We start from the raw sequence: 19959 nt of genomic DNA, 5'->3' as shown, positions 1-19959 counted from the left end.
CCTGAGGTGGAACAATGAAAATGGGAATGCTTTGGTATGATGATAACCCAAAAGCCGATTTGTACGCTAAAGTTCACCGTGCGGCGGAATATTATCACAAGAAATACGGCGTTCGACCCAACCTTTGCTTTGTACATCCCAGCATGTTGAATCAAGAACGCCTCCAACTCAACGGCATCGAGGTGCGTACGAGCCGACGCGTTCTACGCAACCATTTATGGCTTGGTTTGCTTGAACTCGGCGACCCAGCCCCTTCGTTCCAAGGAAGTTAATGGGTCAACTCAAAGGACAATTATCCCTTTGACTCGGTCTCACGATCAGAATGCGCTATTAACCCTTGGAAGAGGCGGCGTAATACCCCGAGCAACGAAGATGACTTTACGCCAGCGAATTGTTCGCGAAAATGATTCGCCGCCTCTTCGGGGGTCACCTCGCGCCGATACTGCTCGCGCAAATACCATAGATGCTCAATAATCCATAAATAAAGGTCGGCCACGGTACGGCCTGGAAAATCCTTGAGCAAGTCACTGGCTTCAATGACCTGTGCCAGGGGTAGATATACCTCATCATACCAGGACGCCACTGCCTCTTCATACGGCACTTCCTCTCCGCGCTCCAAACCCATAAAGTAACGATGCACATCAATGTGTTCCAGCAATTTGGCGTACTGTCCCGGTAACGTCAGGTCTATCTTCGCTCCAGGGCGTAGTTGATCCAACCGCGTTTTTTCATAAAACTCCCCTTTTTCATGCAATGTGATCAACTCGTCAATATCCGTGTGCTCATCAATCGGCACTGGGGTTTCAATTTCAATCACATAGGCGTCAATGAATTTCTGCCCCCGTTCGCGCGCTACCGAGACGCGGTGATTGCCATCCTTCACAAAATACGCCTCACCGATCTTGTAAAGCTCCACCGGCGGCAGGTCGATATCCTGCAAATGAGCCACGTCAATGCTAATCCAACGCGAGGCAGTGCGAGAATGTCGAGGTAGAAAGGCACGGTCAAAATCCTGATAACGTCCTACACTCCCGATAATCTTCTCAATCGGCACCTCTTGCAGTCCAATATAATGTTGTCCTTGCATCGGGAGCCGCGCCTTCACCTCGTCAAAAGGCAAAAGGCGATTTGAGGACTGGGTAAACCATGAGAAAACCGAACGCCAGAAACCTTTGCGTAATGCCGCCTCAAAATCAGCCTTGGCAAGGCGTTCAAGAAAACTTTCATCCCGAGGGGGAATTTCGTTCACGCATAACCTCCCGTGCCTTACGCCGCGGCCAGAAAGCCGGGCGCGATTCAGGTGCCTCATACACAATTTCGCGGTAACCGTAAGTATTCATGACAATCGTCTTACCCACGCGGGTGATGGTTGGGATGTCATTGCGATAGACATGAACGTGCCCATGCAGATGATAAGCGGGTTGAAATGTTTTAATCAACCAGCGAAATGCTTTAATCCCACGATGGGGGCGGTCATCCAGATCATGGATCTTCCAGGGTGGCGCGTGGCTCACAAAAATATCCAGGTAGCGCCCATAGAACAGATAATTGAGCAGTAGACGGGGCACTAACCCCAGCACCATGAGCCACATCTCTGCCTGGGAATACTGGTGCGGGCCGTAATTATACTGCAGGCACCCCTCAACGCCGGCCAGGAGCAAACCTTCCGGTGTACGCACCACCCGTCGGTGGAGGTTAACGGCTCCCCACGGGGCATGCGGATCGCGTCCTGTCCCCAGTTCAACCTTATCCACATGATTCCCTTCCACATAATAAAGTGGGCGGTCCAGCATACTGATAATAAACTCAAGATAGTAATGGGGCAGATCACCACAACTGATCACCAGATCAATGTGACGAAAGCGGTTAACGATGTTGGCGTCATAGATAAAACCCAATTCCACATCACTAACCGCCAGGACATTCATGTGTCCCATCCCACGCTCATCATAGCATCCTGAGCGGTCTTGTTCAAGCCCCATTCTCTCCCTCTGAGGGACCTAACGCAACCACCATGGCCATGGCCAACGTACGGGTATGGGTAATGCTCACCGACCATTCCCGCAGATGAAGTGCCGCCGCACGTTCCGCCGCCTGACCGTACAAACAGAGCAAAGGTTGGCCTTCCGGGCCGCGCCGCACTTCAATCTCTTGCCAGGAAACGGGGCCAATACCGCACCCCAAGGCCTTCGCCACGGCTTCCTTGACCGCAAACCGCCCCGCTAACACCGCCAGATCCTCGTTCGCCTCCTCTAACTCCAAGGGAGTAAAGACGCGGCGCAAAAACCGCTGACGAATTTGCGGATCAAGCCGCTCAAGGCGTTGAATCTCAACCAAATCGACCCCACACTGTAGTGCCATGGCACTAGCTTTCTAAAGGCGGGCCTGCGCTCACAACGATCAAGCGCTCGGGATCAAGGTAGCGACGCGCCACCTCAAGAATTTGTTCCCGCGTCACTGCACATACCTGCTGAGGATAGCGTTGCAGATAGTCCAATCCAAGGTTAAACCGCTCCATATTCAGAATCGCGCCAGCCACCCCAGCATTGGATTCCAAAGAGAGAGGCAACCGTCCGATAAAATGGGATTGACTATCGCTCAGTTCCTCTTCGCTCACCGGCTCGCTGACGAAACGGCGAATCTCCTCCTGAATGAGTGTGATCGCCCGCTCCAAGTTGGCCGGGTTGACCCCTGCATTGACCTCCCAAGAACCTGCCATCATCCAGGCATTCAGGCTGCTCATAGCATAATAGGCCAGACCTGCTTTTTCTCGAACGACTTCGCCAATCCGTCCCATCATGCCAAATTGACCAAGGATATTATTGCCCAGCGAGGCCGGTAGATAATCGGGGTGATTCCGCCTTGGCCCCAGGGTACCGATGATCAATTCGGTCTGGACTTTATCGGGCAATGGCACATGTTGACGAACGCTCTGCGCCGGCGGCTTCACGGCTGGAAAATTTTCCTTATCTGTGAGAGGAGCGGCTAACCAATCGCCTAAGGCAGTGTTAACCTGAGCAATCACCTCCTCGGCAGTTACCGCTCCCACCACCACCAACACCATCCCCTGTGGACGGAAATACTCCCGATGAAACCCCATCAAATCCTCACGGGTGATTTTCTGAATGGTTTCAGGATAGCCGTCTTCGGAACGCCCATAAGGATGGTCCGGAAAGAGCAACGCATCAAAGGTCAGTTCGGCCATTTCTGCCGGATCCTGGGCGCGGATGGCCAGGCTTGTCAGCAGTTGCGCCCGCAGTCGTTCCACTTGTTCAGTGGGGAACGTAGGCTCACGGACACACGATGAAAGCAGATTCAGCAACAGCGGCAAATCTTCAGCTAAGGCGCGCCCGCCAAACGTAATAGTGTGAACGTTGGCGCTAAAACCCAGGCTTGCCCCGGCTGATTCCAACATATCGTGAAGAGTGTGAAAATCATAACGGGCAGTGCCGCGCATCAGCGCCCGCGCCGTGAAGCCGGCCAAACCCAATTTGTCCAACGGGTCATACTGGCTACCACAAGGTAAATAACCATTTAGGACCACCGAGGCACTGTTGAAATTACTGCGTGTTAAGACCACAATACCGTTTGGGAGTTCTACCCGGGTGATATCCTCCGGCCCGGGGAGTGAGCGCCAAATCTCAGATGAGGGCATTGCTGTCATGCCATTGCCTCCTCGCCAGTAGGTTGATAAATGCCCACTACCCGCCGTTGGGGTTGGAGATAAGTTTGAGCAATGCGCTGAACATCCTCAGCCTGCACCACTGAGAGCCGCTCAACGTAATGCGCAAACCATTCATAAGTCGCAAACATTTCCGAAAACCCCAACCAGAAGCCCTGGTTGGTAATATTTTCGCTCCCATACGCAAAGAGCGCGCGGGCTTGTTTGAGCGCACGCTGGATCTCCTCCTCGCGTACCGGCTCTTCTTGCAAACGCCGAATCTCCACATCAACAGCGTTCAACACGGCTTCAGGCGTGCTTTTAGGGTGAACGGTGATTACCAAATCGTAGAGATAAGGGTCAATGGTAGCGTGCAAACCACCCCCAATGCTCACCGCCAATTCGCGCTCAACCAGGGCTTGGTAGAGGCGTGACGTCTTGTTGGAAATGCCCCCACCACCGAACATATTCAAGCTACTCGGCCCCGATAACAAACTATCTAAAACCGTAAAGGCAAAGAAATCAGGATGGTTTGCTGCCGGGGCCCGATAGGCCAGATGCATAAACACCGTTGTTCCCGGCCCTTTCACCTCCACCCGCCGCTCCTGAGCCAGCGGCGGCTCTTGAGGGATCTCTTTGCGGATGACCTCACCTGGCGGCAAATGACCGAAATTCTGCTCAATTTTCTTGAGCATCGCGTCCGTCTCAAAATCGCCTGCCACGGCAATCAGGGCATTTGCCGGTGTGTAATAACGGCGATAATGATGATACAAATCCTCACGGGTGATCTGACGCAGATCCTCCTTAAGTCCGACTACCTCATAGCGATAGGGATGATGGTCAAACGCCGCCATTTGCACTGCCTCGCCCAAAAGGAAGAGCGGTTCGTTCTCACTCCCCTCGCGTTCGGAAAGGATCACCGTGCGCTCCGCTTCCACATCTTCGGGATCAAAACGGCTGTTGACCATACGGTCGGCCTCCAGGTCAAGCGCAAAGTCAATCTTATTCGCCGGAAGAGTTTCAAAGTAAGTTGTCCAATCCAGGTACGTGAAGGCGTTCCACATCCCGCCCTCGCGCGAAATCCAACGATCCAGCACACCAGGGGGGAAGCGCGGCGTCCCCTTGAACTGCATGTGCTCAACCCAATGAGAGAGGCCAGTCTTTCCGCGCACTTCATCCCGCGAGCCCACCCGATACCAAACCCAAAAACTGATCAGTGGCGCAGTGTGAATCTCTTTCAGAAGCACGGTCAACCCATTGGACAATTGGGTGCGTGTTATAGGTATCTCGTTAACCATTATGCTCAGAGCCTCCTTTTTTATGAATCATGCCTAAGTTACCCGGTATTATCAATTCGAAGTTCATTTATAATAAAACCGGAATGCCACATCTGACCCCCAGGAGAACGCGATGAGCCTCGAAAATCGCTATTGGGTTGCTATTGCTGGTGCCGGCCCGGCCGGCCTTTACGCCGCGCAGCATCTGGCCGAAAACGGGGTACAGGTCGTTTTGTTCAACCGTGATATCCGCCCCGGTGGATTGGCCGAATATGGTATCTACCCGGATAAATTGCGTCTCAAAAACGGCCTGCGCGCTCAATTTCAGCAGATCCTTTCGCTACCCGAAGTCCATTATTATGGCAACGTCCGCATCGGACGTGAGGGTGATTTTACCCTAGATGACCTACGTCAGTTAGGCTTCCAAGCCACTTTGGTCGCTGTTGGCGCTCAAGGCACCAAATGGTTAGGGTTACCCGGCGAAACTCTGGAAGGGGTCTATCACGCCAAGGACATCGTGTATCATTATAACAAACTCCCCCCTTATAGCCAGCGCACTTATAAGATCGGTAAAAAAGTGGCCATTGTCGGGGGTGGCAACGTTATGGTAGATATCGCCCACTACTTGATTGACGTTTGCCGCGTAGATGAGGTGGTCGCCATTGTACGGCGTGGCCCTAAAGAGGTGAAATTCGATCGTCGTGAGCTGGAAATGGTGGCCGCTAATCTAGATTGGGATGCGTTCGAAGCCGAACTGGAACGAGTTGCCCCTGTTATGCGCGCACTAGGACAAGACCCTGAAACTTCACGAGAATTGGTACGCAACGCCATGAACAAAGCTGGCCTCAAGCGTTCGCCGACACGGTTATGGATTCGCTTCCTGGCTTCCCCCCGTCGCATTCTGGACAATGGTCAAGGCGCCGTGGGGGGGATCGAACTTGAAGATAACACCCTGGTGCTCCAAAACGGCGAGGTTGTCGCTAAAGGCCTGGGACATACCTGGGTCATGCCGGTGGATACGGTCATCTTTGCCATTGGAGATCGGGTAGATGAGACCCTGGGTCTTCCCGTCCACCGTTACGAGTACGATAAAAATCCCCATCCGCGTTTTCCAATTGAGGGCGAATCCTACGAGGCATATGACAGCGAACGTAATGAACCCATCGAAGGGGTTTTTGTCGCCGGCTGGTCGCGCAAGGCCAGTAGCGGATTGGTGGGCACGGCGCGCAAAGATGGTGTCAACGCCGCACGTGCCATTTTGAGCTATCTCGCCACCCTTTCCCCTTTGCCCGAGTCTCTTCTGCCGCGCATCGAACAAGCCATCCACATGCTATCTCACCCCGTGGTCACCAAAGAGCATCTCGAACGCCTTTATCAGGCCGAAGCCGAACGCGCGCGGACACTGGGTCTAGACGATTATCGCTTTGCGACCAATGAGGAAATGCTCGAGGCTATGGGGCTGTTGGGTGTCGCCCACTAAGCACGCATGATGCTATAATAAGTTTTAGCCCACTCCTTGCGAGGTTCAATGCGTTTTTTGGTTACTGGAGCCGCCGGTTTCCTGGGTTCAGCACTTGCTAACCGCTTGGTCGCAGAAGGTCATACCGTCGTCGGCTTAGACGATTGTTCCACCGGTGACCCAGCCACCTTATCCCCCGAGGTTCACTTCACCCGGGGCGATATCAATGACCGCCCCAAGTTATGGACACTGCTCCAAGAGGTGGATTGTGTCTACCACCTGGCAGCGCGTGTCCTGGTGCCGGAATCCATCCTTTACCCACGCGAATACAATCACGTCAATGTTGGGGGGACGGTCACTTTAATGGAAGCCATGCGCGACGTGGGCGTGCGGCGGGTAGTATTCATTTCCTCGGGGGCGGTCTACGGTTATCAAGAACAACAGCCGGTGCGTGAGGATGCGGTTCCTAACCCTCGTTCACCTTACGCTGTCTCTAAATTGGCTGCAGAGTACTACGTGCGCACCATCGGCGCCCTGTGGGGAATCGAAACGGTGTGCCTGCGCGTCTTCAATGCTTACGGACCGGGTCAGCATCTTCCCCCAGTGCACGCCCCGGTGGTGCCGAACTTCCTGCGTCAAGCGGTTCAGGAAGGCACGTTGGTTGTCCACGGGGATGGCTCGCAAACGCGCGACTATGTTTACGTGGACGATGTGGTCGAAGCCATGCTCGCTGCAGCCACCGCCAATGGGGTAGATCAAACCATTATCAACGTGGGCAGTGGACGTGAAACCAGCGTGCGCGAATTGGTGCGCCTGGTGCTTGAGATTACCGGTACACAACCCGAGGTGGTCTATAATCCGCGTGCCGATGGCGGCCCCGCCCGCCTGTGTGCCGACATCCGCCTGGCGGCTGAGAAACTCGGCTACCGCCCACGAGTAAGCTTAGAAGAAGGTTTGCGCCTTACCCTAGAACGAGATCCCCGTCTGAAGCGACGCAATGGGAACGGGAAAGGGGGCGAACGGGAGACGGCGCGATGATACAGAAATCCTCTTCATCATTCCAGGGTTGAATGGATAGGGAAGCAATGAGCGGGGAGAATCAGCCAGCCTTAATTCGCACGAAGCGCGCGTTTTATATACCAGCATTTCTCGGTGTCCTGGTTTTGATCGCCTGTGCCCCAACCCAACCTCAACCCACACCCCAAACCGGGATATTTGAGGTGGACCCGGTGTTTCGCGAGTTTTACCGGATGCTGGGCGGTGAACCCTTACTTGGGCCGGCGATCACCCGCGCATTTCACTTTGAGGCTAACCTGTGCCAATATACCCAAAATGTCCTGATGTGCTTTAACCCCTACGCCGAGGACCGCAAACGTTTTTACCTCTTTCCCTTGGGGCAAGTGCTCAATCTGCGCGAAGATCCCGGCCTGGTCGCAGGTGATGGCACCATTATCAACGGCTATTTGATCTATGAAGAATTTGTGCCTTTATATGATCGTTTGGGTGGTTCGCTCTACGCCGGCCACCCTCTCACTCAACCCCGTTATAATGCCACCCACAACCGCATCGAACAATATTTCGAGAATGTGGGCTTTTATCGCAATTTAGACGAGCCTCCCGGAAATGTGCATTTATTGGCTTATGGAGTGTTCGCCTGTGATGCTTACTGCCGCTACCAGGCACCGCTCAACGGTATTGTAACTTCACAGGCGAATGAGGTTTCCCAGCCGTTCCTTTCGCGCTTAGCACGCCTGGGTGGGGTGGCCGCTTTCGGCCGCCCGCTCAGCGAGCCCTATCAGGCACCCGATGGTGCTATTGAGCAAATCTACGAAACGGTCGTCCTCTACGCCCCCGCCAATAACCTAAACGCCATGCGCCTGCGCCCGCTTAGCCGCATGCTAGGGTTCCCGGATTATCCGCCCGGGCCACAAATTTACGGCGAAGTGGATGGTATGGTCTTCTACCCGGTTCATGAAGATCGGGGGTTTCATGTTCCCAAAGTGTTTGACGAGTTCATTGCCCTGCACGGTGGGCGGGAAATCTCCGGTAATCCCCTGGAAGAGATCGCCGCCGTGGGAAATAACCGTTACCGCCAGTGTTTTGAGAATTACTGCCTGCTGTACGATCACACCGCCGCCCCCAGTCTGCGAGTCCGCTTGCTCCCCTTGGGATTGGAATACCTGCGCCGTCTCCAACCCGAAAGCAACGACCTTCCCTTGCTCTATACGCCCCAGAGCATTCGCCTCCTTGTCAGCACCGCGGCAACCCGCCTGCCCGCCGATCAGCCGCAGTCGTTTGAGATCGTCGTTTTAGATGCACGTAATAACCACCCGTTAGCAGGGATCGAATCACGGCTGTGGCTCACCCTGGCCGATGGGGCGCGGCTGGAATACCGCCTTCCGCCTACCGATGGACAAGGGCGTGCCCGTCTGAGCATTGCCCCGATTACCCCTGAACAACCCAATGGCAGTGTCATTGCCTATCAAATCTGCCTCTCCCTTCCCTCCGACCAACCCATCTGCACCAGTGACAGTTATCTGATCTGGAACTATCAATAAGCCGGAGTGGAATGAGGTTTAGTGGTAAAATCACGCGAAAGCCGGCTTCAGAAAGTCGGGATCAAGGTCATCCAGGGTGAGGAATAACATGGAATTCGAGCCTGTTATCGGATTGGAAGTTCATGCCGAACTTCAAACCCGTTCCAAGATGTTTTGCGCCTGTCCGGTCGTGGATGCCACCCAGGCTGAACCCAACACTGCGGTCTGTCCGGTGTGCGCCGGAATGCCGGGCGTCCTGCCAGTGATCAACCAGCGCGCGGTAGAATACGCCCTGCGGGTGGCGCTAGCCCTGGATTGTGAGATCGCGACCCACAGCCTTTTTGCACGCAAGAATTATTTCTACCCCGATTTGCCCAAAGGCTACCAGATATCGCAGTACGAATATCCCCTGGCTCAGCACGGTCGCTTACCCATCTTTACCAGCACTGGTGAGCGGGCGGTGAGCATTCGGCGGGTGCATTTAGAAGAGGATACCGGCAAACTGACGCATATCACCGCCACAGACGGCACAACCTATTCGCTGGTGGATCTAAACCGCGCCGGCGTGCCGCTCTTAGAAATCGTCTCCGAACCCGACCTGTTCAGTGTGGAAGAAGTGCGGGCTTATGCAATGGCACTGCGCACCCTCTTGCGCTACCTGGGCGTCAATTCCGGCGACATGGAAAAGGGCGTCATCCGTTTCGAAGCCAACGTCTCGGTGCGCCCCAAAGGAAGTCAGCAGTTGGGGACACGGGTCGAGATCAAGAACCTGAACAGTTTCCGTGCCCTGGAACGGGCCGTGGCTTACGAGATTGAACGCCAAAGCCGCCTGCTCGACCAGGGAGAGCGTATAGAGCAAGAAACCTTAGGATGGGATGAAACAAAAGGGTGCACCTATTCCCAACGGAGCAAAGAAGAAGCCCACGATTACCGCTACTTCCCCGAGCCAGATTTGCCGCCCCTGGTCATCGAAGAATCCTGGATCACCGAGGTGCGCGCTGCACTCCCCGAACTACCCCACGTGCGGCGAAGGCGTTTTATCAAGATTTATGAACTACCTCTGGCGGATGCGGCACTTTTGGTCAACGAACGTGCTGTTGCAGACTACTTTGAAACCGCCGTCCGGGCCGCCCCCTCTCTCTCACCCCGTACAATTGCCAATTGGATCCTGGGCGAACTGTTTGCCTGGATGAACGAGAGCGGCGAGAGTATTGAGCAACTCAAGGTCACCCCAGAAGCACTGGTCGAATTACTCGGTCATCTCCAAGCGGGGGAGATTAATCAGACCACCGCAAAAGCCGTATTGCTAGAAATGCTCCAGAGCGGAGCGCGAGCCGGCGCGATCATTGCCTCACGGGGTCTGCGCCAGGTTTCCGACGCCGACGCCCTGCGCGCCTTGGTGGCTCAGGTGCTGGCAGAAAACCCCACCGAAGTCCAATCCTACCTAAGGGGAAAAGAAACCCTGGTCAACTGGTTCTTTGGTCAGGTCATGCGCGCGGTAGGGGGCAAAGCCAACCCCCAGGTGCTGCGCGCTGAGTTGGAACGACAGTTAAGCGAGTTAAGGACACACCAATCAAATTGAACGACAGGCCGGCCACAGAATTCTTAACCTTTATAGCGCCAACACTTTTTGGGCCTGAGTGAGGACTTCCAAGATGTCGGCCATACTCCCGACCACACCCACCTGCACCTGGTCGAGTAGGCCAAAATAACTCAAGCAAGTATGGCAGAGCACCAGTTCAACTCCACGCTTTTCCAATTCGCGTAATTGGTCTAACACCGGAGAACCATGACAGGCCAGGTGTACCCCTTCCGTGTAGAAGATCGCCTTAGCCGGCAGTTTTCCACTCTCCAACGCCAAGGTGAGATACTTGACCGCCAGTTGCTGTTGTAATTCCGCCGGGCCTTCTCCCAAGCCGAAGCGGGTAAAGAGCCAAACCGTATCACGTTCAGACATCGGTCACCTCCTACCTAAAAGACTAGAGTGATCTTTGCGTAAAGCAGCCCATCGTGGCACTACCCGGCTGCTCTACGGGCAGGAGGTTATAACCATCCAGATTTCACCCCAAGCCCATGGGTCGCCACGGAATGGACTGCACACAGGGCACGCTCCCGTGCCCATCCATTTTAACATTCAGCGTTTCAATACGTTCACCGTGGCCGGCCTCCATAACGTGTGAGATGCCTTGATTATATCCAGATTTTCACCATGCCCCCAAGCGCTCCGGTTTTCGGTATAATGGCGGCGCATGGAGAAGTTCGCCCAGGATGTCCAAAACCTGCTTGGGATCAAACTAACGCCGCGTCAAATCGCGGCCTTTGCCACATACGAGCGCGAACTATTGGCCTGGAACGCGCGCTTCAACCTCACCGCTATTCGTGATCCCGAAGGCATCCGAACCAAACATTTTTTGGATTCACTGACCTGCATCCTCGCCTGGCGCAACAGCCTCCCGCCCCAGACTCTGATTGATATCGGCACCGGCGCCGGCTTCCCAGGTCTTCCGCTAAAAATCCTGCTTCCTCATCTCGAAGTGACCCTAGTGGACTCAGTTGGTAAGAAATTGGCTTTCTGTCGTCATATCGTGGAGACGCTAAAACTGGAAAAAGTTACTTTGATTCAAGGGCGCGCCGAGGAATTGGGACAAAACTCTGCTCACCGCGAGCGTTACGATTGGGCGGTTGCCCGCGCCGTTGCCAACATGCCGGTTTTGGTGGAATACCTCTTACCTCTGGTGCGGGTCGGCGGGGCCATGCTAGCCCAAAAAGGCGCCAGCGGCCCGGCAGAAACCCAAAGTGCGGAACGCGCTATTCGCATCCTTGGCGGGCAACTCCACCAGGTGCTTCCGGTCTATCTCCCCGGCGTGGCCGAGGAACGGTATCTGATCGTTATTCGCAAACAAAGTGCAACCCCACCCGGCTACCCTCGCCGCGTGGGGCTACCGGCAAAAAAACCTATTCAGTGACATCGCTCACGGACGCAATAGGCGTCATGCTCGCCGGCTGAGCCGCGCTTAGGGTGCGGCGCAACCATCCAGCCACCCCTACTGCCAGCAATAACACAACCCCCGGAATAACCACCATAAAAAAGCGAAACGCCGCATCCGGGTTGGGGCCGGGCTGTTCACCACTCACATAGCCAAACAACCAGGTCAACAGGACAAAACTCTGGGCGTTGAGCAAGCCTGAAAGCCGCGCCAACACCGCCGCCAAGCCGTAGAACATGGCCTCCCGCGGCTGACCATGGCGGCGCGCATCGTCATCAATGATTTGCCCGAGCACCACATCCCCCAACACCATACCACCACTCAACCCCAGGCCGATCACTGCCGCCGTCAAGAGACTCCCCCACAGTGAGCGAACCGCGATCAGAGGTAGTAATGCTAGCATCAACCAGGCTAAGGCGATCTGCCAGGCCCGGGCGGCACGCCAACGGCGGGTGAGGTAAATCCAAAGCGCTACGCCAGGGATGGCCGTCACAAAGACGGCACCGAACAAAAGCGAGGTCTGCCCTTCGGCAAGACCCAGAGCATATTTGGCATAGAACGGCATCCCGGCCATCAGCAGGCTATTAGCCAGGGTCGAGAGCATAAAAATGCCCAGATAGAGGCGGTAGGCAGGGTTTTTGAGCAAGTCCCCAACATTGCGCCAGAAATTTGGCGCGGCTTCGGCAACAGGAACTTCTTCTTCCTCCCGAAAATCGAGTAGGAAGAGCAAGAAAGCCAAACTACCGATCCCGGCCCACACCGCGCCCATGCCTGCAAAACCCCATCGGCTGTAGAGCAAGGGGCTAAGTGCAATTCCACCGATTAAAGCCACCTGACCTAGTGCTTTACGAATCGCATTGGCACGTACCCGCTGTGCTTCGGTCGTAAAGAGACGGGGGAAAAGGGCATTGTAATTGACCCAACTCATGGTCGCTACCGTCTCCGAGAACAGCAGAAAGACCAAAAACCAGGCAAAAAGGGCGTGGGCATCCAAGGACCGGGGTGGTGACCATATCGCCAGCCAGGCAATCAGGTTCAAAGGTAACACTACCCACAACCAGGGGCGGCGGCGCCCCCAGCGCGTGCGGGTGCGATCCGAAAGATGGGCAAAAATTGGGTCGTTAAGACCATCCCACACCGAGTTAATCGCCCGCGCAATCGCCACCAGGGTAACCGGCAACGCCAACACATCCGAGTAGAAGAACACCAAATAAGTACCAATCGCAAAACCGGGCAGGCTTAACCCCAATTCCCCTAATGCATATCGCCAGGGATTGGCCCGGGGTGATACCGATGGAGTTTTCTGACTCATGAACACCTCCGGAGGGCATCGCGCACCTGGCGATAGGTGAGCAAGACGAACTCACCTAGTACCTGGCGCACCGTGGAATCTTGCAAAGCCTCATAATCTGAACGGCGTATCTCCCAATCGGGCAGTGATTGGGCTTCGGGAGTGGGCAATGCGGCGTGGTGAATCAGATGATAAACCCCTGGGCTGGCTTGGCGCAGCGTTTCAATGAACCAATCCCGCTTTTGGGCGGGTGGAACGGGATAACTATCCAGCCAGCGTACCTTGGGCAAGGGTGCCCGCACCAGTAAACCTTCGATTGGTTGACGCAACCATTTCGGGATCTTTATTGCCTCCAATGATTCCGGGATAAAGGCGGGCAGGCGAAATTCCACCGCCAGTTTGACGTAAACCTCAGCAAGGTCCGGACGCAAAACGGCTCCCATATGGGTGTCTATGTGGGTCACGTCAATGCCCATCATCAAAGCAGCGTGAATTTGCGCCTGCAGTTCAGCCTCCGCCTCTTCGGTTTTGACATGTAGCCAGGCTTCTTCCACCGTGGGCCAGAAATAACCGCTTGGATCGCGCAGGCTGACCCCAGATGTGAGTGGGCGTAGGCGCGGCGCCCGCCATTCACTGGTCAGGGTTAGGTGCACCCCCAAGTCAGCCTGGGCATGCTTGGCCAGCTGTGGCGCCCAACTTCCCGGGATCATGACCGAGCCAGTTGGAAAGCCCAGTGCCTCATAGGCAGCGTTCTGCGCTTGCAACAGCCCCAAATCGTCGTGATGCAAAATCAACACCCTTTTTTCACTTAAACCCAAGGTGTCCCAAAGCGTGTCGCTCACCATGCACCCTCCATTGGCACAATGGGTGGTAGATAATGGATGTCTAACGTGCTTGTGGCAAGGAGCCTGTCATCTTCCCACACCTCACCAACCACACGATAATCCCCGGGGGTTAAAGTGCGTAAAAATTGTGCCACCCGTGCCAGCGATTCCCCCTCCCCCGGGGGGGCTTCATAGCTTTCCATCAGGTTGAACAGGCGATGCGCTGCCTGAGCCTCTACATGTGCTTGCAAATCGCCCAGCACCCCATTGACCGGCCCTTCTAAGCGCAACGTAACCCGCACCCTTAATGAGCGTTCCAGGTCATTGATCAGCCAGACCTCACTGAGCGGCGGTTGCCCGATTTCAGTTACCTCACGATACGGCACCAACGATAGCAGTACCGGACTTGAGGCTTCTTTCAAAGCATAGTAGCCGGCTTTGGGCGTGCGATCGGCCTCGACCACGGCCCATGTAATTCCCTCCCAGGGCTCAACGAACATAAATTGAAAGTACCCGGTGACTTTTCCCTTGGCGCGGCGGTAAGTTTCAATGGCAAAGCGCAATAACTGCGCCTGATAGGCTTGTGAATTCGCCACAAATGTCTCCAGGCTGTTACCCATCTCCACCCCGGCTACACGAAAGGTTTGCTCGGGTTGGAAGTTATGATACGCCCACGCCTCCCAACGCGGTGGCCAAGCTGCCTCACCCAGCACCCGCCGTAATGTCTCGGCGCGCGGCAATGCTTGTGCCCCAAATTCCGAAGGCAGCGGCGCCGCCGGCAGGGCTAGAAAATCACGCAGGTGCCCCCAATACCACCCTGGGTAGGTGTGCTCACGGAAATCTGACGCCTCTTTGATCAGGCGGGTTGGATCGCTCCCACGCAACGCGGCGGCAACCATTGGTACCGTGGTATAACGGTTATGGGTCGGCTCATTGCTGGCACACCATAGGAAGATACTGGGATGATTACCCAACCCCCAGGTCAGGGCCTCGGCCTGGCGCACCGCCTCTTGAGCAAAGGCGTCATCCAGGGCATAACCCCACTGCAGTGGCATATCCTGCCAGACCAGCACACCTTCGCGGTCACATACCTCATAAAATGCAGGATGAGTCACATGGGCATGCACCCGCACCGCATTCAGATGTGCCTCTTTGAGCAAACGCACATCGGCCTCGGCTTGGGCCAGTGAATAGCCCGCCAGCCATTGCGTTGGGATAATGTTCGTGCCGCGCAGGAAGAGTTTACGTTCATTCAGACACACCCAATCGCCTTCGTGCGTTACAGTGCGAAAACCCAAGCACGTAGAAAGTTCCTCGTCCCTCACCCGCAAGGTTAAACGATAGAGATGAGGAAAACCCCGTTCCCACACTTCCCACAGAGACATCTCCGGCAACAGCCAATAGAAACGCACGCGCTGTCGTCCCGAGGTGAGGTGAATAGCACGTTCAGCACGCAGTCCTTCGCCTTCGAAATTTTCGGGGGTAAGGTTTAGAACAACAACGGTTTCGCGTGACCGAGCACTATCGCACTCTATCTCAACCTGCAAGCGCCATCCACCGGCAACCCGCAGCGGGAGCGCACGCACTCCCAGCAAGGCCACATCGCCGCTGGTCCAAACTTCCAACCCGCCCCACAGTCCACCAGTACCCCGTTCCTGCCCACGTGGACTGGTGCTGCCAGGACGGCAATCATGTTGCCCAAAGACCCCTTTGATTTGACGCTTGAAACGCGGCCATACCTCGCCAAACGGCTCTTTAGGCGCCGCTACTCGCAGCCACAGGGTCTGCCCCGCGGTAGGCAGGGCGATAATCCAGGGTTCAAAGTACCCCTCATGGCGTCCCAAATATTCCCTCTCCAACCAAGCCTCGGCATAATAATCCGCCCACAGTCGCAACCAGCGCCGCCGTTCAGACTCAGCCAAAGGGAGTGATAACCGATACCACCCCACCTCGGCTTCGAGCCCATCCAGAGTCCACTGGTGAGGTAAGTCAACTTCACGCCACCCCGTGGCCGGAAGGTCCTGGGGTTGCACTGCGGGATGGGAGATAAATTCAACCCGGTTCATCTATTTACCTCCTGGGGGACAATTTTGACGCCCTCAAATTATGCGATAATTCAAGTATAGCCAATCCAAATGTCGCTCGCAACTTGCCAGGTGAAAAAAATTTCATGCTTTCTTCACATCTTGCCCTTAAAATCATTGAGATATGGAGATGAAGAAAATTCTGGTCGTAGATGATGAACCGCAGATTGTTCGCGTGATTCGGGTTTACCTGGAACGGGCTGGTTTTCAGGTTATCCCCGCTGCCAACGGCGAAGAAGCGTTGAGCCTCTTTCGTCGCGAGCGTCCTGATTTTGTCATCCTTGATTTAAATCTGCCAGGCATGGATGGACTGGATGTGGCACGGGCAATCCGGCGCGAATCCAACGTGCCGATTCTCATGCTGACCGCTCGCGTAGAAGAAGTGGATCGCATCACCGGGCTGGAATTGGGCGCCGATGATTACGTGACGAAACCTTTCAGCCCCCGTGAGATCGTCGCTCGGGTGCGCGCCATCTTCCGCCGTGCCGCCGAAACGCCCACCGAGACAGAACGGCTACGCGTAGGAAACCTTGAGATTGATCTGGTGCAACATACCGTCACCGTGGATGGTAAGCCGGTGAACCTGACCCCCACCGAATTCGCCCTACTGGTGACCTTAGCGCGTCATCCGCGGCGCGTGTTCACCCGCTTGCAGTTGCTGGAAAACGCCCTTGGCACCGATTACCCAGGTTATGAACGCACCATAGATGCTCACATTAAAAACCTGCGCGCCAAGATCGAGCCCAACCCGCGTCGTCCCACCTACATTCAGACCGTCTTCGGTGTAGGCTACAAACTGGAGGTCGCCGAGGATGCCTAGTCGTCTGTATTTGAAGTTAGTGGCCACCTTCTTAGGGGTGTTGCTCTTGGTCGCGATACTCACCGTCGTGCTCACCCGCCGCGCCACCCGCCTGGCTTTCGGCACCTACACCGAACGCAGTGCACAGGCCTGGGCACAGCGGCTGGCGCCGGTCTTAGCCGATTACTATCAGCGCACCGGTTCCTGGGAGGGGATTGACATGTTTCTGCACATGGCCGAGATGTGGCCGCGAGGGCACATGGGCCAGGGCATGATGGGCAACAATGGTGGTCACATGACACCTCTCCAAACCACCTTGCTCGGGCGTGTTTTAGCCCAGCGCCTGGTGCTGGTGGATGCTAACGGACGCGTGGTTCTCGACACCCAGGGGTTGTGGGAAGGTCAAACCGCCCCAGCTGGGACAATGGGGCTAGGCGCGCCGATTCGCGTTGGGAACACTCAGGTCGGCACACTCCTGGTCTTACCAGCCGGCATGGCGGGGGTGGTCACCCTGGAAAGCGAGTTCTTAAACGCCGTCAACCGTGCCGTGCTCGGAGCCGTGATTATCGCCAGTGTCGTGGCACTGATTCTGGTGGCACTCATTGTCTATCGCATCATTGCCCCCCTGCGCCGCCTCCAACGGGCCGCTCAGGCGATTGCCAAAGGCGATCTCTCCCAGCGCGTCCCGGTTGCTACCCAGGATGAGATTGGCGCAGTCTCGATGGCATTCAATGAGATGGCCACCAGTCTGGAACGAGCGGAAAAAGCCCGCCGCCAGATGGTTGCCGATGTGGCCCATGAATTACGCACCCCATTAGCGGTCCTTCAAGCTAACCTGGAAGCCATGCAGGATGGTGTCCTGCCGATGGATTTTGAGCAGGTTCAGGTGCTTTATGACGAGGTGCAGTTGCTCAACCGCCTGGTAGCCGACCTGCGCCTGCTCTCGCTCGCCGAATCCGGCCACCTCACATTAGAAAAACAACCCACCAAATTGCTCCCCCTGGTGCAGAAAGTCATCGGACAGTTTGAGGCCACCGCAGCCCAAAAAGCCGTTCACCTGACGATAATCACACCGGATAACTTGCCTGCCCTACCCCTCGATGCGCAGCGCATCCAACAGGTGCTGACCAACTTGCTCGATAATGCCCTGCGCTACACCCCGAAAGGCGGGGAGATCCGCATTGAAATCACCCCAGACCCAAACCGGCACAGGATTGTGGTCGCTGTTAGCGATACCGGCCCGGGCATCCCGCGTGAGGATTTACCCCACGTGTTTGAGCGCTTCTACCGCGCCGATAAATCCCGCGCCCGCAGTAGCGGCGGTTCTGGCTTGGGATTGGCCATTGTTAAACAACTCGTCCAATTGCACGGGGGCGAGGTACACGCCGTCAGCCCTATCTACACCGACTCGCAGGGGCGGGGTTATGGCACGCGCCTGGAATTTACCTTGCCCCTTTAGCGCTTCGGGCACAAATTGCAAACTCAAATTCGTCTTGGTAACCCAGGCGTATCTTCAAGGCGGTTTCGGCGTCTAATCCAATAGAAAAAAAATGGCTTCGCCAAGCGAACAGGAATGGTTGCAGGCAGCACAACGCTTTGACCCCGAGGCGTTGGGAGCAATTTATGATCATTACAGCCCCCGCCTCTACGCCTATGCCATGCGCCTTTTGGGCAACTGCGATCTGGCCGAAGAATGCGTTGCTGAAACGTTTGCCCGCTTTCTGCATGCCCTTCATTCCGGGCGTGGGCCACAGCAGCACCTTCAGGCTTATCTTTACCGCACCGCCCATAACTGGATTACCGACCGCTATCGCCGCCAACCGCCGCCGACCCTCAATGTCGATGACGTGGATCTGAGCATTAACACGCCCAACCCCGAAGCCGACCTGGAAGCCGCCTGGATGCGCCAGCGCCTGCGCCGTGCCCTGTGGCAGCTAACACCCGAGCAACGCCAGGTCATTCTGCTGCGCTTTGTTGAAGATCTGGATAACGAAACCGTAGCGGCCGCTCTGCAAAAACCGGTCGGCGCGGTTAAAGCCCTCCAACATCGTGCCCTGGCTGCCTTGCGGCGAATTTTAGAGCAAGAGGTGGAAAATGTTCCCAGTCCATCCTGATCCTCAACCTGATCCCGAAGTACGGGCGCATTTGGAAACATTGCGCACCATCCCCCCACGCGATCCTGCAGTCGCCGCGCACGCCCGCCAGGCTTTTCTGGAACAGGCGCGCCAACTAGCCGTATCTGCGCGCCCCGAACGGCGTCTGAATCGGTGGAAAGTCTTTTGGAGTGGCTTACTCTATCCCAAAAAGGAGGTATCCCCGATGTTCAGCGCCTTAACCACTATCTTGCTCGTTGTGTCCTTGCTACTTGGCGGTAGCGGAATCACTGTGGCAGCGGCCCAAGCCAGTTTACCCGATGACCCGCTTTACCCGGTCAAAACCTGGAGCGAGGACTTGCGCAGCGAAATCACACGTGATCCGCAGGCGCGCCTCAACCTCAGCCTGGAACTGGCCGAGCGCCGCACTGCCGAAATCGCCCAAACGGTGGCTCAGGATGAGGTTCCTCCCGAACCCGTTCTACTGCGGTTGCAAACCCACCTCCAAACGGCATTGCAGTTAGCTGCTGCCCAGAATGATGCTCAAGCCATTCAGGCCCTGGAGCGCATCCGCCAACGCCTGGAAGTACAATATCAGCGTTTGTTGCAACAGGCCAATGTGACCAATCCTATGGCTCAAGCCGCGTTGGTACGCACCCGCGCCATGATTCAGACTCATTTGCAAGCCGTGCAAGAAGGCTTGCAAGATCCGCGAACCCTGCGCCAACGCCTGCGCCAGGGCATGCCCGAGACCGTGCCACCCCGAAATCAACGACCGGGCGGTAACCCCTGGACCCAGAATACCCCTACCCCCGGCAGCGGACAGGGTGGCAACCCCTGGACCCAGGACACCCCTACCCCTGGCAGCGGTTATGGCAGAGGACAAGGTGGTAACCCCTGGACCCAGGACACCCCTACCCCTGGCAGCGGTTATGGCAGAGGACAAG

19 protein-coding genes are annotated in these 19959 nt (G+C 55.9%); 10 read left to right on the top strand and 9 right to left on the bottom strand.

Annotated elements, in window-relative coordinates; translation table 11 throughout:
- Positions 1-14 precede the first annotated feature (14 nt).
- Positions 15-272, top strand: coding sequence for a hypothetical protein (locus AC01YT_RS03105; protein WP_476672753.1), 258 nt, complete (start codon positions 15-17; stop codon positions 270-272).
- 20 nt (positions 273-292) lie between these two features.
- Here the strand turns inward: AC01YT_RS03105 and AC01YT_RS03100 are convergent, their stop codons facing one another.
- From AC01YT_RS03100 to AC01YT_RS03080, 5 genes are read right to left on the bottom strand one after another with little or no spacing between them, the layout of a single operon-like run.
- Positions 293-1249 carry a DUF4032 domain-containing protein gene (locus AC01YT_RS03100; RefSeq protein ID WP_476672752.1) on the bottom strand — a complete coding sequence of 319 codons (957 nt, stop codon included), beginning with the start codon at positions 1247-1249 and terminating at the stop codon, positions 293-295.
- Positions 1224-1982, bottom strand: a complete 759-nt coding sequence (locus AC01YT_RS03095; protein WP_476672751.1) for a metallophosphoesterase family protein — start codon at positions 1980-1982, stop codon at positions 1224-1226. Before AC01YT_RS03095 ends, AC01YT_RS03100 begins: the two co-directional genes overlap by 26 nt.
- Positions 1972-2361, bottom strand: coding sequence for a holo-ACP synthase (gene acpS / locus AC01YT_RS03090; protein ID WP_476672750.1), 390 nt, complete (start codon positions 2359-2361; stop codon positions 1972-1974). The genes AC01YT_RS03095 and acpS overlap by 11 nt, the downstream gene beginning before the upstream one ends.
- 4 nt (positions 2362-2365) lie before the next feature.
- Complete coding sequence (locus tag AC01YT_RS03085) at positions 2366-3664, bottom strand: M16 family metallopeptidase (protein ID WP_476672749.1); 1299 nt, start codon at positions 3662-3664, stop codon at positions 2366-2368.
- Positions 3661-4959 carry a M16 family metallopeptidase gene (locus AC01YT_RS03080; protein WP_476672748.1) on the bottom strand — a complete coding sequence of 433 codons (1299 nt, stop codon included), beginning with the start codon at positions 4957-4959 and terminating at the stop codon, positions 3661-3663. Before AC01YT_RS03080 ends, AC01YT_RS03085 begins: the two co-directional genes overlap by 4 nt.
- Before the next feature lie 112 nt (positions 4960-5071).
- On the opposite strand from AC01YT_RS03080, the gene AC01YT_RS03075 reads away from it, so the two are divergent.
- The 4 genes from AC01YT_RS03075 to gatB all read left to right on the top strand — a co-directional run bounded on the left by AC01YT_RS03075 (position 5072) and on the right by gatB (position 10516).
- Positions 5072-6418 (top strand): FAD-dependent oxidoreductase, encoded by a 1347-nt coding sequence (locus AC01YT_RS03075; protein ID WP_476672747.1) that lies wholly within the window; start codon positions 5072-5074, stop codon positions 6416-6418.
- A 48-nt stretch (positions 6419-6466) separates the two neighbouring features.
- A complete protein-coding gene (locus AC01YT_RS03070; RefSeq protein WP_476672746.1) occupies positions 6467-7435 on the top strand; it encodes an NAD-dependent epimerase/dehydratase family protein in 969 nt (322 codons plus the stop codon).
- Positions 7436-7482: 47 nt separating this feature from the next.
- Positions 7483-8955, top strand: coding sequence for a hypothetical protein (locus tag AC01YT_RS03065; RefSeq protein WP_476672745.1), 1473 nt, complete (start codon positions 7483-7485; stop codon positions 8953-8955).
- A gap of 88 nt (positions 8956-9043) precedes the next feature.
- Positions 9044-10516: an Asp-tRNA(Asn)/Glu-tRNA(Gln) amidotransferase subunit GatB gene (gatB, locus tag AC01YT_RS03060; protein ID WP_476672744.1), complete on the top strand. Its 1473-nt coding sequence runs from the start codon at positions 9044-9046 to the stop codon at positions 10514-10516.
- A gap of 30 nt (positions 10517-10546) precedes the next feature.
- On the opposite strand, the gene AC01YT_RS03055 is transcribed toward gatB, so the two are convergent.
- Positions 10547-10891, bottom strand: coding sequence for a DsrE family protein (locus AC01YT_RS03055; protein WP_476672743.1), 345 nt, complete (start codon positions 10889-10891; stop codon positions 10547-10549).
- Positions 10892-11183: 292 nt separating this feature from the next.
- Here AC01YT_RS03055 and rsmG point away from each other — a divergent pair, with 292 nt between their 5' ends.
- Positions 11184-11900, top strand: a complete 717-nt coding sequence (rsmG, locus tag AC01YT_RS03050; RefSeq protein ID WP_476672742.1) for a 16S rRNA (guanine(527)-N(7))-methyltransferase RsmG — start codon at positions 11184-11186, stop codon at positions 11898-11900.
- On the opposite strand, the gene AC01YT_RS03045 is transcribed toward rsmG, so the two are convergent.
- The 3 genes from AC01YT_RS03045 to AC01YT_RS03035 are packed head-to-tail and all read right to left on the bottom strand — an operon-like array spanning position 11890 to position 16102.
- On the bottom strand, positions 11890-13233 hold the full coding sequence (locus AC01YT_RS03045; protein WP_476672741.1) for an MFS transporter: 1344 nt from the start codon (positions 13231-13233) through the stop codon (positions 11890-11892). The genes rsmG and AC01YT_RS03045 overlap by 11 nt on opposite strands.
- Complete coding sequence (locus tag AC01YT_RS03040) at positions 13230-14057, bottom strand: carbohydrate deacetylase (protein WP_476672740.1); 828 nt, start codon at positions 14055-14057, stop codon at positions 13230-13232. The genes AC01YT_RS03045 and AC01YT_RS03040 overlap by 4 nt, the downstream gene beginning before the upstream one ends.
- Complete coding sequence (locus AC01YT_RS03035; RefSeq protein WP_476672739.1) at positions 14051-16102, bottom strand: glycoside hydrolase family 2 TIM barrel-domain containing protein; 2052 nt, start codon at positions 16100-16102, stop codon at positions 14051-14053. Before AC01YT_RS03035 ends, AC01YT_RS03040 begins: the two co-directional genes overlap by 7 nt.
- A gap of 148 nt (positions 16103-16250) precedes the next feature.
- Between AC01YT_RS03035 and AC01YT_RS03030 the strand changes: the two genes are divergently transcribed.
- The 4 genes from AC01YT_RS03030 to AC01YT_RS03015 form a co-directional block, all read left to right on the top strand.
- Entirely contained in the window at positions 16251-16940 is a 690-nt protein-coding gene (locus AC01YT_RS03030; protein WP_315625540.1) for a response regulator transcription factor, read from the top strand.
- The gene (locus tag AC01YT_RS03025; RefSeq protein WP_476672738.1) at positions 16933-18378 is read left to right on the top strand and encodes a sensor histidine kinase; all 1446 of its coding nucleotides are present in this window, start codon (positions 16933-16935) and stop codon (positions 18376-18378) included. Before AC01YT_RS03030 ends, AC01YT_RS03025 begins: the two co-directional genes overlap by 8 nt.
- 91 nt (positions 18379-18469) lie before the next feature.
- Complete coding sequence (locus tag AC01YT_RS03020; RefSeq protein WP_476672737.1) at positions 18470-19033, top strand: RNA polymerase sigma factor; 564 nt, start codon at positions 18470-18472, stop codon at positions 19031-19033.
- Positions 19014-19959, top strand: a 946-nt coding sequence (locus AC01YT_RS03015) for a DUF5667 domain-containing protein (protein ID WP_476672736.1), incomplete at its 3' end; no start/stop codon positions are given. The genes AC01YT_RS03020 and AC01YT_RS03015, both read left to right, overlap by 20 nt.

It is taken from the genome of Thermanaerothrix sp., assembly GCF_056331585.1.
Note: the sequence above shows the minus strand (reverse complement) of the source record. Positions and strands in the feature narration are given on the sequence as shown.

Coding starts and splice junctions, on each gene's coding strand:
- AC01YT_RS03070 (WP_476672746.1), top strand. CDS start 6,467: ATGCGTTTTTTGGTTACTGGAGCCGCCGGTTTCCTGGGTTCAGCACTT.
- AC01YT_RS03045 (WP_476672741.1), bottom strand. CDS start 13,233: ATGAGTCAGAAAACTCCATCGGTATCACCCCGGGCCAATCCCTGGCGA.
- rsmG (WP_476672742.1), top strand. CDS start 11,184: ATGGAGAAGTTCGCCCAGGATGTCCAAAACCTGCTTGGGATCAAACTA.
- gatB (WP_476672744.1), top strand. CDS start 9,044: ATGGAATTCGAGCCTGTTATCGGATTGGAAGTTCATGCCGAACTTCAA.
- AC01YT_RS03065 (WP_476672745.1), top strand. CDS start 7,483: ATGAGCGGGGAGAATCAGCCAGCCTTAATTCGCACGAAGCGCGCGTTT.
- AC01YT_RS03105 (WP_476672753.1), top strand. CDS start 15: ATGAAAATGGGAATGCTTTGGTATGATGATAACCCAAAAGCCGATTTG.
- acpS (WP_476672750.1), bottom strand. CDS start 2,361: ATGGCACTACAGTGTGGGGTCGATTTGGTTGAGATTCAACGCCTTGAG.
- AC01YT_RS03020 (WP_476672737.1), top strand. CDS start 18,470: ATGGCTTCGCCAAGCGAACAGGAATGGTTGCAGGCAGCACAACGCTTT.
- AC01YT_RS03030 (WP_315625540.1), top strand. CDS start 16,251: ATGAAGAAAATTCTGGTCGTAGATGATGAACCGCAGATTGTTCGCGTG.
- AC01YT_RS03085 (WP_476672749.1), bottom strand. CDS start 3,664: ATGACAGCAATGCCCTCATCTGAGATTTGGCGCTCACTCCCCGGGCCG.
- AC01YT_RS03040 (WP_476672740.1), bottom strand. CDS start 14,057: ATGGTGAGCGACACGCTTTGGGACACCTTGGGTTTAAGTGAAAAAAGG.
- AC01YT_RS03025 (WP_476672738.1), top strand. CDS start 16,933: ATGCCTAGTCGTCTGTATTTGAAGTTAGTGGCCACCTTCTTAGGGGTG.
- AC01YT_RS03095 (WP_476672751.1), bottom strand. CDS start 1,982: ATGGGGCTTGAACAAGACCGCTCAGGATGCTATGATGAGCGTGGGATG.
- AC01YT_RS03080 (WP_476672748.1), bottom strand. CDS start 4,959: ATGGTTAACGAGATACCTATAACACGCACCCAATTGTCCAATGGGTTG.
- AC01YT_RS03075 (WP_476672747.1), top strand. CDS start 5,072: ATGAGCCTCGAAAATCGCTATTGGGTTGCTATTGCTGGTGCCGGCCCG.
- AC01YT_RS03035 (WP_476672739.1), bottom strand. CDS start 16,102: ATGAACCGGGTTGAATTTATCTCCCATCCCGCAGTGCAACCCCAGGAC.
- AC01YT_RS03055 (WP_476672743.1), bottom strand. CDS start 10,891: ATGTCTGAACGTGATACGGTTTGGCTCTTTACCCGCTTCGGCTTGGGA.